We start from the raw sequence: 12778 nt of genomic DNA, 5'->3' as shown, positions 1-12778 counted from the left end.
TCGCGCGGCGGCGCTGGCATTAGAACTGGTCAGCCGCGTCGAGCAGTTTGGTAAGCCGCGAGGGCGCGCATGCACGCCAGCTGCGCTCAAGCCATTCGGCGACATGATCCCAATCGACACCGCTGCGGTTGAGGATCACGCCGACCCATCCACTCGCGCCGTAATAGGCGGGTTTGAAATAGACCTCCGGCTGGGTTTCGACGAGGTTGAGCAGCTCGTCCATGCTGCTGGTTTTGACCAACACTGCGATATGCTCGACGCCGTGATGCTGGTCGCTGAAATGGGCGAAGAACTTGCCCGATTTCTCCGTCCCGACGCGGAAGCCGGGGGAGCCGTGGCTGTCTTTCTCGTGGGTTTCGGGCAGGGCCAAGGCCAGATCGCGGACTTTCGCATAGAGGAAGTCGGGATCATTCCCGCGCGACACATATTCGGCGACTGCGCGCGGATAGAGCTGGTGTTCAGCCAGCAAGACCCGCGCGGCGAGCGTATCGGGCGTGTCCCCCTCGGCAATCGCTACGCGGGTTTGCGCCAGCACTTCGCCCGCATCGAGTTCGGCCGTCACAACATGGACGCTCACGCCGCCATGGCTGTCGCCCGCTCCGATCGCGCGGGCATGGGTGTCGAGGCCTTTATACTTCGGCAGCAGCGAGGGGTGGATGTTGAGGATCCGGCCCTCCCAGCGGCGCACAAAATCCTCCGACAGGATGCGCATATAGCCCGCCAGCACGATATATTCCGCGCCAGCTCCGCTTGCGGCAGCTTCCATCGCGATATCTTGCGCCTCACGCGAATGGCCTTTGTGCGAATGGACGAAGGTTTCGACCCCTTCGAGCCGCGCCAGTTCCAGCCCGCCCGCTTGCGGATTGTTGCTCGCCACCAACACGATTTCAAACGGCGCATCGGGCGCGCGGCTGGCATAGAGCAGGGCGGCCATATTGGTCCCGCCGCCCGAGATGAAGACCGCGATTTTGGCCTTTCTAGCCAAGATGCACGGCCTCCCAATCGGCGGTCGCGCTCCAGGTGCCTTGCGAGCCGCGCACGGTGCAGCCGCGCTCGCCTTCGGCAATTGTGCCGACTTTCACGACCGTCTCGCCCGCTTCCTCTAGTCGCGCGGTGATCGCATCGACGTCGCTTTCGGCCACAGCGAGAACCATGCCCACGCCGCAATTGAAGGTGCGTGCCATTTCCGCCGGTTCAATCGCGCCTTGCGCTTGCAGGAAAGCCATAAGTCGCGGCTGCTCCCACAGATCGGCATTGACCTGTGCATGCGCGCCTTTGGGCAGGATGCGCGGAATATTCTCTAGCAGCCCGCCGCCGGTGATGTGGGCCAGCCCGTGGATCAGCCCTTCGCGGATCAGCGGCAGGAGGCTCTTCACATAGATACGTGTCGGCTCGATCAAAGCGTCGATCAGCAGCCGGTCCGCATCGAACAAAGCAGGGCGGTCGAGCTTCCAGCCCTTGTCCGCCGCCAACCTGCGCACCAGCGAATAGCCGTTGGAATGCACCCCGCTGCTCGCAAGCCCGATCAGCACATCGCCCGCCGCGACGCGCTCACCCGTCAACTGCTCCCCGCGCTCGACCGCGCCGACGCAAAAGCCCGCAAGGTCGTAATCGCCCGCCGCATACATGCCTGGCATCTCGGCGGTCTCGCCCCCGATCAGCGCGCATCCAGCCTGTTTGCAGCCCTCTGCGATCCCCGCGACCACGCGCTCGGCGACGCCGTTTTCGAGCTTTCCGGTAGCGAAATAGTCGAGGAAGAACAGCGGTTCAGCGCCCTGCACGATCAGATCGTTGACGCACATGGCGACCAGATCGATTCCGACGGAATCGTGGCAGTCAAAATCGATGGCGAGTTTGAGCTTCGTCCCCACCCCGTCATTCGCCGCGACCAGCAGCGGGTCGGCATAGCCAGCCGCTTTCGGATCGAAGAAGCCGCCAAATCCGCCCAGCTCGCTGGTCGCGCCGGGACGCGCGGTTGCCTTGGCGAGAGGGGCGATGGCCTTGACCAAAGCGTTGCCCGCATCGATCGAAACGCCTGCATCGGCGTAGGTGTAGGGTGAATTCTTGTCTGTCATTGCATCGCCTTTACCCTTTCAGGCTTGGAATTCCACTTCGCATTGGGCAAAGACCTGCCAGATTTCCCCGATGACGGCTTCATCCACCCTTTTCGGCCCATTGAGAGCCCCGTTTGCAAGAGCAATCGCGCCCATCCGCTGGGTGTTTGCGGCTGCATTGGCGCTGATTCTGCTCGGCGGAGGCTATGCGCTGGTCATGGCGCAGGTTTCGGGCGAGCGGGGAATCGCACCCACCGCCTCCAGCGCAGACATCGAAGTTCGCGGAATCGAAGTGGATGTGCGCGCCGCGACCGGAGCCGAAGCCCGCGATACTGCATGGCGGCGCGCCCAGCGCGAGGCGTGGAGCCGTGTTGGCGGCCCAGCGATCTCCGACGCGCAGCTTTCGGGCATGGTGTCGGCAATCGTGATCCAGCGCGAGCGGATCGGGCCGCGGCGCTACATTGCGACGTTGGGCGTGACCTTTGACCGCCAGCGGGCAGGGCGCTTCCTCGGCGGAGCAACCCGCGCGCGCTCCTCTGCACCGATGTTGCTGATCCCTGTGACGGTCAGCGCGGGCACCTACACAGCATTCGAAGTGCGCAATCCGTGGCAGCGCGCATGGGCAGAGTTCAATCCGGGTACCAGCCGGATCGACTATGTCCGGCCCAGCGGAGCCGGGGGCGATTCGCTGCTGCTCAATTTCGGGCAATCGGGTCGCCGCAGCCGCGCATGGTGGCGCACAACGCTTGACCAATACAGCGCCGCCGATGCGCTGGTTCCGGTCGCACGGCTCGAACATCAGTTCCCCGGCGGACCGATCACCGGCACTTTCACCGCGCGCTATGGTCCAGACAGCAAGGTGCTCGACAGCTTCACGCTCGAAGCAAGCGGACCGGGGCAATTGCAGGACATGCTCACTCGGGCGGTCGAACAGATGGACGGGATTTACGAACAGGCTCTGGTCGAAGGCAAATTGCAGCCTGATCCGACCTTGCGGCTTGGCGGATCGGGTGCGGTGGACCCCGCGATCCAGCGATTGATTGATATCGGACAGGCGATTCAGGCCCGCGACCGCGCTGCCGCCGACGCAGCTGCAGCGGCAAGCGCCGCGCCGGTTGTTGCCGCTCCCACCGATCAACCCACGCAGGCACCCGCAGTTGTGCGCGCCTTTGTCGTCCAGTTCGCAACGCCCGATCCTGCGACGTTCGATGCAACATTGACCGCGGTGCGTCAGACCGCCGGAGTGCGCGGGCTCGCTGTTACCAGCACAGCGATTGGCGGTACGTCGGTGATGAGCGTGAGCTATGGGGGCGAGCTTTCCGCGCTCGCATCGGTGCTGCGCCAGCGCGGCTTTACCGTGCGCGAAGGTGCCAACGCGCTCGCGATCAGCCGCTAAAGGCCTCGCTATGGCCCGTAAATCCGTCAACAGCTCGCAAATTGCCCTCCCGCTCGTTTCAGCGGGATCGGGTGAGGCACAGCGCATTGTGGTTGGCGCAGCGAATGCCAAGGTCATCGAAGCGCTGCAATCGCCTGAAAGCTGGCCATTCGGAACCGCCGTGCTGACCGGGCCAGAGCGGTCCGGAAAGTCGCTGCTGGGGCGCTGGGCCCGGGCACAGGGTATCGAAGTTGTCGACGGTGCGGACAAGCTCGACGAAGCGGACATCTTCCACCGCTGGAACGCAGTGCAGGATGGCGGGTCGCGCGCGGGCGAGAAGCTGCTGTTGATCGCGGATTGCACGCCTTGGGAGATCACGCTTCCCGATCTCAAATCGCGGCTCGGCGGTTCGCTCCAACTGGCCATTGGCGACCCTGATGATGCCATGGCTGCCGCTTTGATCGAAGCGCATGCAGAGGCGCGCGCGCTGACGCTGGCCGAAGGGGCAGCTGACTATCTCGTCCCGCGAACACGCCGCAGCTTTGCCGATATCGAGGCTCTTATTGCGACGGTTGATCGCATTAGTCTTGAACGTCAGGCGCCCGCCACCATGTCAGTCTGGAGGGCAGCGTTGGAAGCTCTGCATGGGCCGGACCAACAAAAACTGCTGTGAAAGAAATTTGCAATCGCGCGAATTTGGTGGGAGAATCTGGCCATGTTTGACCGGCTGAAGACCTATCTGGACTCGATCAAGGCGCGCGATCCCGCGCCGCGCTCACGCTGGGAGATCATGCTCTACCCGGGTGTCTGGGCGCTGGGCTTTCACCGACTGGCCCATTGGCTGTTCGATGCAAAGCTCTATTTCCTTGCGCGCTTCGTCAACCATTTCAGCCGCTTGCTGACCGCAATTGATATCCATCCGGGCGCAAAGATCGGGAAGAATTTCTTCATCGACCATGGCTTTACCGTGATCGGAGAGACGGCTGAGATCGGCGATAATGTGACGATCTACCAATGCGTCACACTGGGCGGCACCAACCCCACCAACGGGGTAGGCGGAAAGCGTCACCCGACATTGCAGGACAATGTGATCGTCGGATCGGGTGCGCAGATTATCGGGCCTATCATTGTGGGCGAACGCGCGCGCGTGGGCGCAAATGCGGTCGTCATGGAAGATGTGCCCGCAGGCGCGACCATGGTCGGGTTCAAGGCGCGATCAACGCTGGTTCCTGCCGAAGAGTGGATCAAGGAGTTTATCCCCTACGGCACCACACCCACTTGCGAGGATGCCGAGGGCAATCAGATCGACTGCATCGAGAAGCTCGAAGGGGAATTTGCCGTGCTGAAGGCGGAGATCGAGGCGCTCAAGGCAGCGAAGGCGCCCGCAGGTGAACCGGTGCAGCCCTCGCTCGACCTTTCGAAGAAAAGCGGAACCGCTGACTGATGAGCGCAGGGCTCGGTGCCGGTGGTTCAAGCAAGGTCGTAGCCTTTCCGGGCAAGTCGGCCGCGCAAATCGGCTTTGACCGTGACGAGCTCCAGCGCATTCTCGACCTCTATGGCCGCATGGTCGCCGCCGGTCAGTGGCGCGACTATGCGATGGATTTTGACCGCAACGCCGCAAGTTTCTCCGCGTTCCGCCGCACCGCCGAGCGGCCCAATATGCGGATCGAGAAACGCCCCTCGCTGCGCGCCAAGCAGGGCATGTACACCCTGTTTGGAGAGCATGGTCAGGTGCTAAAACGCGGCTCCGATCTCGCCAATGTCCTTGCGCCCATGGAGCGCCGGTTGGTGAAAGCCGTCGAGGATTAGGACGTTATCCTGAGGCGCATCAGAAAAGCGGCGGTGATGATCGACGGGATAATGAAGCCCTTGAGATAGGACAATGGGTGCCGTCCGACAGTGAAGTCTGCATGGACGCCGCCAAAATGCGCCCAGTACTGGGTTGCGACAAGTCCGCCAATGCTGATCCACATCATCCATAGACCGGCGCGTTTTCCAAGAACCACAATTGTGAGGCTTCCCGCGATTAGCAGACGCAAAGCAGCCTGCACCGCGTTGTAAGTGCCGTCGGCGCTGAGACTTTGCCCGGCCCAAAACTCGTAGATCATGGTCAGGTGATAAAACACGAGCAGGCCGGCGAGCATAAGAATGAGGATGCGCAGCGCCATGGGTAGCCAGGCCTGCTTTTGGGCAAAGTCGGTTTGCATAGTGGGGCTCCGGAAAAAGAAAGCGGCCCGCACCTGAGCGCGAGCCGCTTTCGTCTTTCATGAATTGTTCCGATCAGGCGCTTGCGTGCGTTACGCCCGGTTCCGGTAAGCGCGCCTGCAAATCGCCGGGCAGCGCGCCAACAATTGCACTGCGGATCGGTTGCCAAAAGGCCGAGAGGCTCAGCAGGGCCGATCCGATCACCAGCGCGGTCAACGCAAAGTTCAGCTCCACTGCGCCGAATTCACGGAACAGGAAGGTGAGCGCGAACAGCACATAGACCAGCGCCGAAACCAGCAGCGCACGGCGGTCAACCGCCAGCGCCACCAGGCCAAACGCGATGTAGACGCCGATTACGCCGAATGCCGCGCCGATGCCCAGATTGTCACCTTCGGTCACACCGAGCATGGCAAAGATCGGATGGGCGATCATGGGTGCGGCCAGCAGGTGCAGCCAGAATGCTACGTCAGAGCGGCGCGTGGTGCGCTCGCGGTCCGACATGTCCCAGCGCATGGCGAAGCCGAACATTGCAAGCCCGGCGACGAAGACCAGCGTCAGCACGATATTCTCGTTGAGGAGGTCGGGGCCAATCCCGGCGACGATCAATGCGATGACAGTGCCTGCGACCGCTGCGGCTCCGGCTGCGACGGTGATCGGCACCATGAAGCGGCGCCAGTGGAAATAGGCTCCCACAGCAGCGATCAATGCCGAGACAGAGACCAAGACTGCACCAACCTGCTCGTTACCGCCCGACTCGATATACATGACCGCGCCGCCCAGAACGGTGGCGAAAACGCCGCCGACAAAGGCGAGCAGCAGGACAATCGAGGGCAGGGCCATATGGCGCCTGCGCGTGAAAAACTCGGCCAGCGGCCAGGCTGTCGCGGCGACAAACAGACCCATCAACGAGATCGAGAGCGATTCATTGAGGTCGCTTGCCGCATGCCACTGCTGCGTTGCCGCGTCGCCTACCTCAAGAGCGAAGAAGTCGACATCAGGGACAGGTGCGATGATGCCAGCAATTGCCTGACCAATCGCGCCCACCGCAACCAGCAGGATCACCACCCCGATGGTCACAAAGATGTCGTTGAAGCTGTTGATCAGGCGGAAGTTTTCCTCCGACCCGCGCGGCAATTCGCGCCGCTTTGACATATGGTCACGGAAACCCGCAGCAGCCTCGGCGCTCATGGCACCAGCGGCGACGGCGGAATTGATATCTTCTTCGCTGTACATAGCTCAGCTCTCCCACTTCGGGCGGGAAGCTAGGCTAGGCGTGTTACTGTGTCAATACACCCAAGCATACGGGCCGACATTCCAGCTCTATTCGAAGGTGCGCGCAATTGACATTGTCGGCTGGGCTGCGTTGATCCTGCGGATTATCAAAAGCATGCAGATCGCAGAAACGACCGTTGCCACATACGCGACGATGTTCAGCGTAGTGAAGACCTCACCAAATCCGCCAATACTCGACACGAGCCATCCGATCCACCAAACCCAAAGCAGGCCACCTGCGGGGTTGTTGGCGTCAGGTTCCTCACCATGGCTCGCCTGCCACAAGGCCTTCATCGCTTGAAACGGTTTGAACAGATTGGCGATCGGAACGGCGAACCAACCCACAGCCCAACCGGGCGTATATTCGGTCTGCGGCGCGTCAGTGAGGGAGAGGTTGGCATGGGCTCGCCAGATCCACGCACCAATTACGAAGAAACTGACGATCAGAAGCAGCACATCGATCAGCACAAGCGCATCCAGCCCGTGCAGTTCATAACTGCCCGCCAAGGCTTCGGGCCAAAGACCGTTGAGAAACAGCGCCACGCCAATAGCGCAAAGGGTGCTCGATCCCGCAACCAAGGATGCCATAACCTGCGCTACGTCGCCGATGCGGCTGCCGCGCTCCAACCCCTGTCGAAAGTCGATTTCCATCACACGCCCCTTCTGCTGGGCCTCTACTCAAACGTCGCAGCTGCGCCCATGCCTTCGCGTTGGCCATTTGTGACCAGTTTGATCACCTTGATCAGGAAAAACGCCGCGCCGGCGGTCAGGATGTTGGCGAGGATAATCAGGACCTGTGTCGCCCAGAACGGGGTTGTCATCCACAGCCACGGGATGATCGCGACCAGCAGCGTGTAGAGCAGGAACAGGTTTACGACGAAGGAACCGATCCAGCAGCCCCACCAGCTGAACACTTCGTCCACATCGGCAGCGGCCAGTTCCTCCGGCTCACCCAAGCTGCGATTGGCCAGCTCGCGCATGGCGCGGAAAGGCACGAAGAGATTGGCAATCGGGACAAGGAAGCTGAAAGTCGCCCATGAGGGGGAATAGTTCAGTCCTGTGAGCCCGGCCCGGTGCAGGTTCGCATGTGCCATGAAGACCCACACCAGAACTGCAACAATCGAGAGGATATAGACAAAGGGCGAGAGCGCAGCCGCAATCCCTGAGATCGCCAGCATGATGGGCGATTCCGCCATCTGCGTGTATGCGATCAACCAGATCGAGAGCGATAATGCGGACACCAAAGTGAGCGCACAAACGGCCCAGGCAAGGATAGTGGCAATCAGCGCAGGTACGCGCAAATTCTCGGCTTTCATGGATACGACCCCCAATTTTGCCGAATGCCCCCAATGCAAACGGCTCCCGCGCATTTCTGCGTGAGAGCCGTAAAATTGCAAGCCTGCTTTTGAGGCTTTTGCGCAGCTTAGCTTATCCGCGCGCGCTCGAAGGACCGGTGCCGGTCACCTTCTGCATCGCGGTCAGGATCGCGCCCGACTGCTCTGAGCCGCTTTGCGGGGCTTTGAGGTTGGAGAATTCGTTGATCTTGTCCCAATTGTCGGCAAAGCCTTCAACCGTACGCTGGCCGTCGGGCAGCCACACGGCGTCATTCATCACCGTCCATGCCGAGTGATAACCGCCTGCGCCCGCGCCGACGATAGCATTGGTCGGCGCATCTTCGCTAACGAGGTAGAGCGCGGCCGGAACCACATTCACCGGATCAAACAGCTTGTAGGCTTCTTCGGGGAAGAGGTCTTCGGTCATGCGCGTACCGGCAACCGGCGAAAGCGAGTTGCAGCGGATGTTGTATTTCGCGCCTTCGAGTTGGAGCGTCTTTGTGAGGCCAGCAAGGCCGAGCTTAGCCGCGCCGTAATTGGCCTGGCCGAAATTGCCGAACAGGCCGGTCGAGCTGGCGGTCATGAGAACGCGGCCATAGGCCTGCTCGCGGAATGTTTCCCAGCATGCCTTTGTGACAAAGGCCGAACCGGTGAGGTGAACCTTTACGACGAACTCAAAGTCGTCTGGGGTCATCTTGTGGAACGTCTTGTCGCGCAAAACGCCGGCATTGTTGATGAGGATGTGGACGCCGCCCCATTTCTGCTTGGCGTCGGCAACCATCTTTTCCATCTGCTCATATTCGGTGACAGAGCCGCCGTTGGAGACGGCTTCACCGCCCATGGCTTCGATTTCTTCAACGACTTTCAGCGCCATGTCCGAATGGCCGGTGCCATCGCGCGAGCCGCCCAGATCGTTGACGACAACCTTCGCGCCGCGGCGAGCCAGTTCAAGCGCATATTCACGGCCCAGACCGCCGCCTGCGCCGGTAACGATGGCGACCTTGTCTTTGAAGTCGATGCTCATGGGTTCTTCTCCTGTCAGATTGCGGCGTCTGTTTGACGCTCGCGTAAACTTGTCCGGCGCGATGGGTGGCACTTTCCGTGTTGCGTTGCAACAGGCGGATTGGAGGCGCGCAATGCCGTAGGGTCAGGAAGCGCTTTACAGGGCCTTCAAGGCAGGAATCAGGCGGTCGAGCGAATCGATCACCGCATCCGCGCCCAATTCATGCGGCGACTTGTCGCAATAGCCATAGGCCGCGCCGATCACCGGAACGCCTGCGCCGCGCGCCGCGTTGACGTCGTAAGTGCTGTCGCCGACAAAAGCGAAGCTTCCTCCTCCGCAGCGCTTTTGCGCTTCGATGACGGGTTCGGGGTGCGGCTTGGACAGGAACCTGCCATCGGGCCCTTTGCCCATGGAATCCCCGCCAATGACCGTCGCGAATGGCTCGATAAAGTCGAGCTGGGTGAGGATCGAGCGGGCAAACTCCTCGAACTTATTGGTCACCACCGCGAGTTTCACCCCTTGCGCGGTCAGCTCTGCCACGACCTCGCGCGCATGGGGGTAGGGCGCGGAATAGACTGCATTGTGCTCGGAATAGTATTTGAGCATCGCCTTGTAGAGCGCGCGAAAATCCTCCTCGGGCATGCCGCCCTGCGCTTCGACCGCCTGTGCGAGCATGATCTTCGCCCCGCCGCCGATCAGGTCTTTCGAGGAATCCACCGGCACCGGGTCAAACCCGCCAAGCTCCAACGCATGGTTCACCGCTGTGCCCAGATCGCGGAATGTGTCGAGCAACGTGCCGTCGAGGTCGAAGCCCACGGCTGCAAAAGGAAAATCACTCATGCAGGCCCGCGTGAAGTAACCGACTTCAAACCGCAAGCATTTGCTGGCAGAGGCGGCTGGTCTTATGAAGGACCTGTATGACTGATTTTGCCGCCATCATCCTTGCCGCGGGCAAGGGCACCCGCATGAAGAGCAACCTGCACAAGGTGCTGCACCCGATTGCGGGCAAGCCGATGCTGATGCACCTGCTCGACGAGTTCGAGGCCCTGGGGCCGCAGCGCATGGTGGTGGTCGTCGGCGACCGGCGCGAGCAGATCGATGCGGCGCTGGAAGGCCGCGATGTCGTGACCGCGCTGCAAGACCCGCAGCACGGCACCGCGCATGCAGCCTTGCAAGCGCGCGAAGCTTTGAGCGGGTTCAGCGGCAATATCCTCGTCGCATTCGGCGATGTGCCGATGGTGCGCGCCGAGACGGTGCGCAAGCTCACTGAAGCGCTTTCGGGCGGAGCCAAGGTCGCGGTGCTCGGCTTCCGGCCCGCAGACGCGCTCGCCTATGGCCGGATCATCGCGAGCGATGATGGCACGGTCTCCAAGATGGTCGAGTTCAAGGATGCGACCGAGCGCGAGAAGAAGACTCGGCTGTGCAATTCAGGTCTGATCGTCGCGCATTCGGACGATATGTGGCCGCTGCTCGATGCGGTTGGTAACGACAATGCGCAGGGCGAATATTACCTCCCCGATGTCGCCACCGGAGCGATTGCGCGCGGCGACAAGGTGGTTGTGGTCGAGACGAATGCAGACGAAGTCGCCGGTATCAATTCGCGCTCCGAACTCGCCGCAGCCGAGGGGCGCTGGCAGGCCGCGCGGCGAGAGGCTGCGATGGACGATGGGGCTACGCTCAAGGCTCCAGACAGCGTTTTCTTCAGCCATGACACGGTGTTAGGCCGCGATGTTACGGTCGAGCCTCATGTAGTCTTCGGCCCCGGCGTAAGTGTAGCGGACGGCGTTCACATCAAAGCCTATTCGCATCTCGAAGGCGCGCAACTCGCCAGCGGGGTTCAAGTCGGTCCCTTCGCTCGCCTGCGGCCCGGCGCGGTTCTGGAAGAGAACAGCTTCGTCGGCAATTTCGTCGAGATGAAGAAAGCGACCCTCGGCAAAGGCGCGAAGGCGAGCCATCTTTCCTATATCGGCGATGCGACCGTGGGCGAGAATGCCAATATCGGCGCGGGCACGATCACCTGCAATTACGATGGCTATTTCAAGCACCAGACCGTGATCGGCGACCGCGCCTTCATCGGTTCGAACTCGGCTTTGGTCGCGCCCGTCACTATCGGCGCAGACGCCATCGTTGCGGCAGGCTCGACCGTCAGCCGCGATGTCGGCGCAGGCGATCTGCGCATGGTGCGCGGCGAGCAACTGGTCAAACAGGGCTGGGCCGACCGCTTTCATGACGCGATGAAAAAGAAGAAAGCTGCGGCGAAGTCCAAAGGTTGATTGCGCCCTCCCACATAGGGTTTCCCGCAAGGTGAGCATTTAGCGGGCTTTCACCGTGAGTGCCGTAGCTCCGTCAGCGATGGGCCAAGCATTGCAATCGAATATCGCTCCAGCAGAGGAGGCCGCCAAGCTCGTCGGCCTGATCCGTGCCAATGCGGAGCGGGTCAATCACGCCTCGCTCGAACGCAAGGGTTTCATCGAAGAGTTGATCGAGCGCTCGCATCATGTCGGCGCTGAAATCACCAAGCTCAAACAGCAATCGCACAGCGCACAGGACAATCTGAAAGTCACCGCCAAGGCCGCCGAGGAAATCATCAAAGAGGTTCTCTCGATCGTCGCTTTGATGGATCAGTCCATGGACGGCATCGCAGCGCTGGACGAACAGATTTCCGCCTTCGAAAACCGTTTCCACGAAGTGCGCAGCTTTTCAGACACGATCATCGATGTGGCCGACCGCACCAATGTCCTTTCGATCAACGCAATGATCGAGGCTGCGCGAGCGGGCGAGCATGGCGACGGGTTTCAGGTGGTCGCCAACGAAGTGCGCGAACTGGCCGCGATCAGCTCTGAAACGGCCGAAACCATCGCAGACCGGCTCGGCACATTGGTCGAGGATGCGAGCAAGATGTCGCAGCAATGCGCCGACTTGAGAGGGATCACTTCGCGCGGAAATGCGACCAGCAAGTCCAATCTTGAACGGCTTCGCTCGGTCCATGCAAGCGTGAAGGATTCAGCCTCTCACGCCAATAGGGCGAGCGACGTGACCAGCGAACAGCTTGAAGAATTTGCCGGCGTGCTCGAACGGATAGAAAGCCTACTAGAAGACACCGAATCCGCAATTGACGGGTCGGGAAGCAATGTCAGCCTCGCCCTGCAGCTAGAGGATTGCATCGAGCTCTTGCGGTAAGGGCCAGGCTCAATTGCTTTTGCAACCTGCCCTCGCGCTGGGCGCTGTTTGAGTGGTAGAGCGCAAGAGATGGATCAGGTGGAACAAGATTGCTGGTTGTGCGGTCGCCCGCTGGGCGCGCGGATCGAGTGGCATCATCCTGTGCCGAAATCGAAGAAGGGACGTGAGACCGTGCCCGTACACCCGATTTGCCACCAGACGATCCACGCCAATTTCACCAATGCCGAGCTGGCTCGGATCGGCTTAGATCGAGAGGCTGTGAGCGCGCGCGATGCAGTTGCCAATTTTCTCGCCTGGATTGCCAACAAGCCGTCTGATTTCCACGCGCCAACGCGCCGGTGAAATTCGCTCATCC

General features: G+C 61.3%; 15 protein-coding genes. 7 read left to right on the top strand and 8 right to left on the bottom strand.

The annotated features are described in order from the left end of the window. Positions 1-19: 19 nt before the first annotated feature. Both purN and purM read right to left on the bottom strand, forming a co-directional pair. Positions 20-985, bottom strand: a complete 966-nt coding sequence (purN, locus tag Q0887_RS06925) for a phosphoribosylglycinamide formyltransferase (RefSeq protein WP_299193452.1) — start codon at positions 983-985, stop codon at positions 20-22. Continuing rightward, the gene (gene purM / locus Q0887_RS06920; RefSeq protein WP_299193450.1) at positions 978-2075 is read right to left on the bottom strand and encodes a phosphoribosylformylglycinamidine cyclo-ligase; all 1098 of its coding nucleotides are present in this window, start codon (positions 2073-2075) and stop codon (positions 978-980) included. Before purM ends, purN begins: the two co-directional genes overlap by 8 nt. A 157-nt stretch (positions 2076-2232) precedes the next feature. Here purM and Q0887_RS06915 point away from each other — a divergent pair, with 157 nt between their 5' ends. Genes Q0887_RS06915 through Q0887_RS06900 form a run of 4 tightly spaced genes read left to right on the top strand, consistent with a single transcriptional unit; the run spans position 2233 to position 5238 of the window. Beyond that, positions 2233-3450, top strand: coding sequence for a heavy-metal-associated domain-containing protein (locus Q0887_RS06915; protein ID WP_299193449.1), 1218 nt, complete (start codon positions 2233-2235; stop codon positions 3448-3450). A 10-nt stretch (positions 3451-3460) separates the two neighbouring features. After that, positions 3461-4102 carry a DnaA/Hda family protein gene (locus Q0887_RS06910; RefSeq protein WP_299193447.1) on the top strand — a complete coding sequence of 214 codons (642 nt, stop codon included), beginning with the start codon at positions 3461-3463 and terminating at the stop codon, positions 4100-4102. Positions 4103-4144: 42 nt separating this feature from the next. Next, positions 4145-4873, top strand: a complete 729-nt coding sequence (gene epsC, locus Q0887_RS06905) for a serine O-acetyltransferase EpsC (protein WP_299193445.1) — start codon at positions 4145-4147, stop codon at positions 4871-4873. Next, positions 4873-5238, top strand: coding sequence for a DUF2794 domain-containing protein (locus Q0887_RS06900; protein WP_299193443.1), 366 nt, complete (start codon positions 4873-4875; stop codon positions 5236-5238). The genes epsC and Q0887_RS06900 overlap by 1 nt, the downstream gene beginning before the upstream one ends. Here Q0887_RS06900 and Q0887_RS06895 read toward each other — a convergent pair. From Q0887_RS06895 to Q0887_RS06870, 6 genes are all read right to left on the bottom strand, one after another. Then, positions 5235-5636, bottom strand: a complete 402-nt coding sequence (locus tag Q0887_RS06895) for a hypothetical protein (RefSeq protein ID WP_299193442.1) — start codon at positions 5634-5636, stop codon at positions 5235-5237. The two genes, Q0887_RS06900 and Q0887_RS06895, sit on opposite strands and share 4 nt — an antisense overlap. Before the next feature lie 73 nt (positions 5637-5709). Beyond that, a complete protein-coding gene (locus Q0887_RS06890) occupies positions 5710-6867 on the bottom strand; it encodes a hypothetical protein (RefSeq protein ID WP_299193441.1) in 1158 nt (385 codons plus the stop codon). An 87-nt stretch (positions 6868-6954) separates the two neighbouring features. Continuing rightward, complete coding sequence (locus tag Q0887_RS06885) at positions 6955-7557, bottom strand: DUF4328 domain-containing protein (RefSeq protein WP_299193439.1); 603 nt, start codon at positions 7555-7557, stop codon at positions 6955-6957. Positions 7558-7580: 23 nt separating this feature from the next. Then, on the bottom strand, positions 7581-8222 hold the full coding sequence (locus Q0887_RS06880; protein WP_299193437.1) for a DUF4328 domain-containing protein: 642 nt from the start codon (positions 8220-8222) through the stop codon (positions 7581-7583). A gap of 112 nt (positions 8223-8334) precedes the next feature. Further along, entirely contained in the window at positions 8335-9264 is a 930-nt protein-coding gene (locus tag Q0887_RS06875) for an SDR family NAD(P)-dependent oxidoreductase (protein WP_299193436.1), read from the bottom strand. A gap of 135 nt (positions 9265-9399) precedes the next feature. Then, complete coding sequence (locus Q0887_RS06870; RefSeq protein WP_299193435.1) at positions 9400-10083, bottom strand: HAD-IA family hydrolase; 684 nt, start codon at positions 10081-10083, stop codon at positions 9400-9402. A 77-nt stretch (positions 10084-10160) separates the two neighbouring features. On the opposite strand from Q0887_RS06870, the gene glmU reads away from it, so the two are divergent. The 3 genes from glmU (at position 10161) to Q0887_RS06855 (ending at position 12765) form a co-directional block, all read left to right on the top strand. Continuing rightward, positions 10161-11516 carry a bifunctional UDP-N-acetylglucosamine diphosphorylase/glucosamine-1-phosphate N-acetyltransferase GlmU gene (glmU, locus tag Q0887_RS06865; RefSeq protein ID WP_299193434.1) on the top strand — a complete coding sequence of 452 codons (1356 nt, stop codon included), beginning with the start codon at positions 10161-10163 and terminating at the stop codon, positions 11514-11516. A 55-nt stretch (positions 11517-11571) separates the two neighbouring features. Beyond that, on the top strand, positions 11572-12423 hold the full coding sequence (locus Q0887_RS06860; protein ID WP_299193433.1) for a methyl-accepting chemotaxis protein: 852 nt from the start codon (positions 11572-11574) through the stop codon (positions 12421-12423). A gap of 69 nt (positions 12424-12492) precedes the next feature. Next, positions 12493-12765 carry an HNH endonuclease gene (locus tag Q0887_RS06855; RefSeq protein ID WP_299193432.1) on the top strand — a complete coding sequence of 91 codons (273 nt, stop codon included), beginning with the start codon at positions 12493-12495 and terminating at the stop codon, positions 12763-12765. The last annotated feature ends 13 nt before the right edge of the window (positions 12766-12778 follow it).

The organism is uncultured Erythrobacter sp. (assembly GCF_947492365.1).
Classification (GTDB): Bacteria; Pseudomonadota; Alphaproteobacteria; order Sphingomonadales; family Sphingomonadaceae; genus Erythrobacter.
This window is presented reverse-complemented; position numbering and strand designations above follow the sequence as displayed.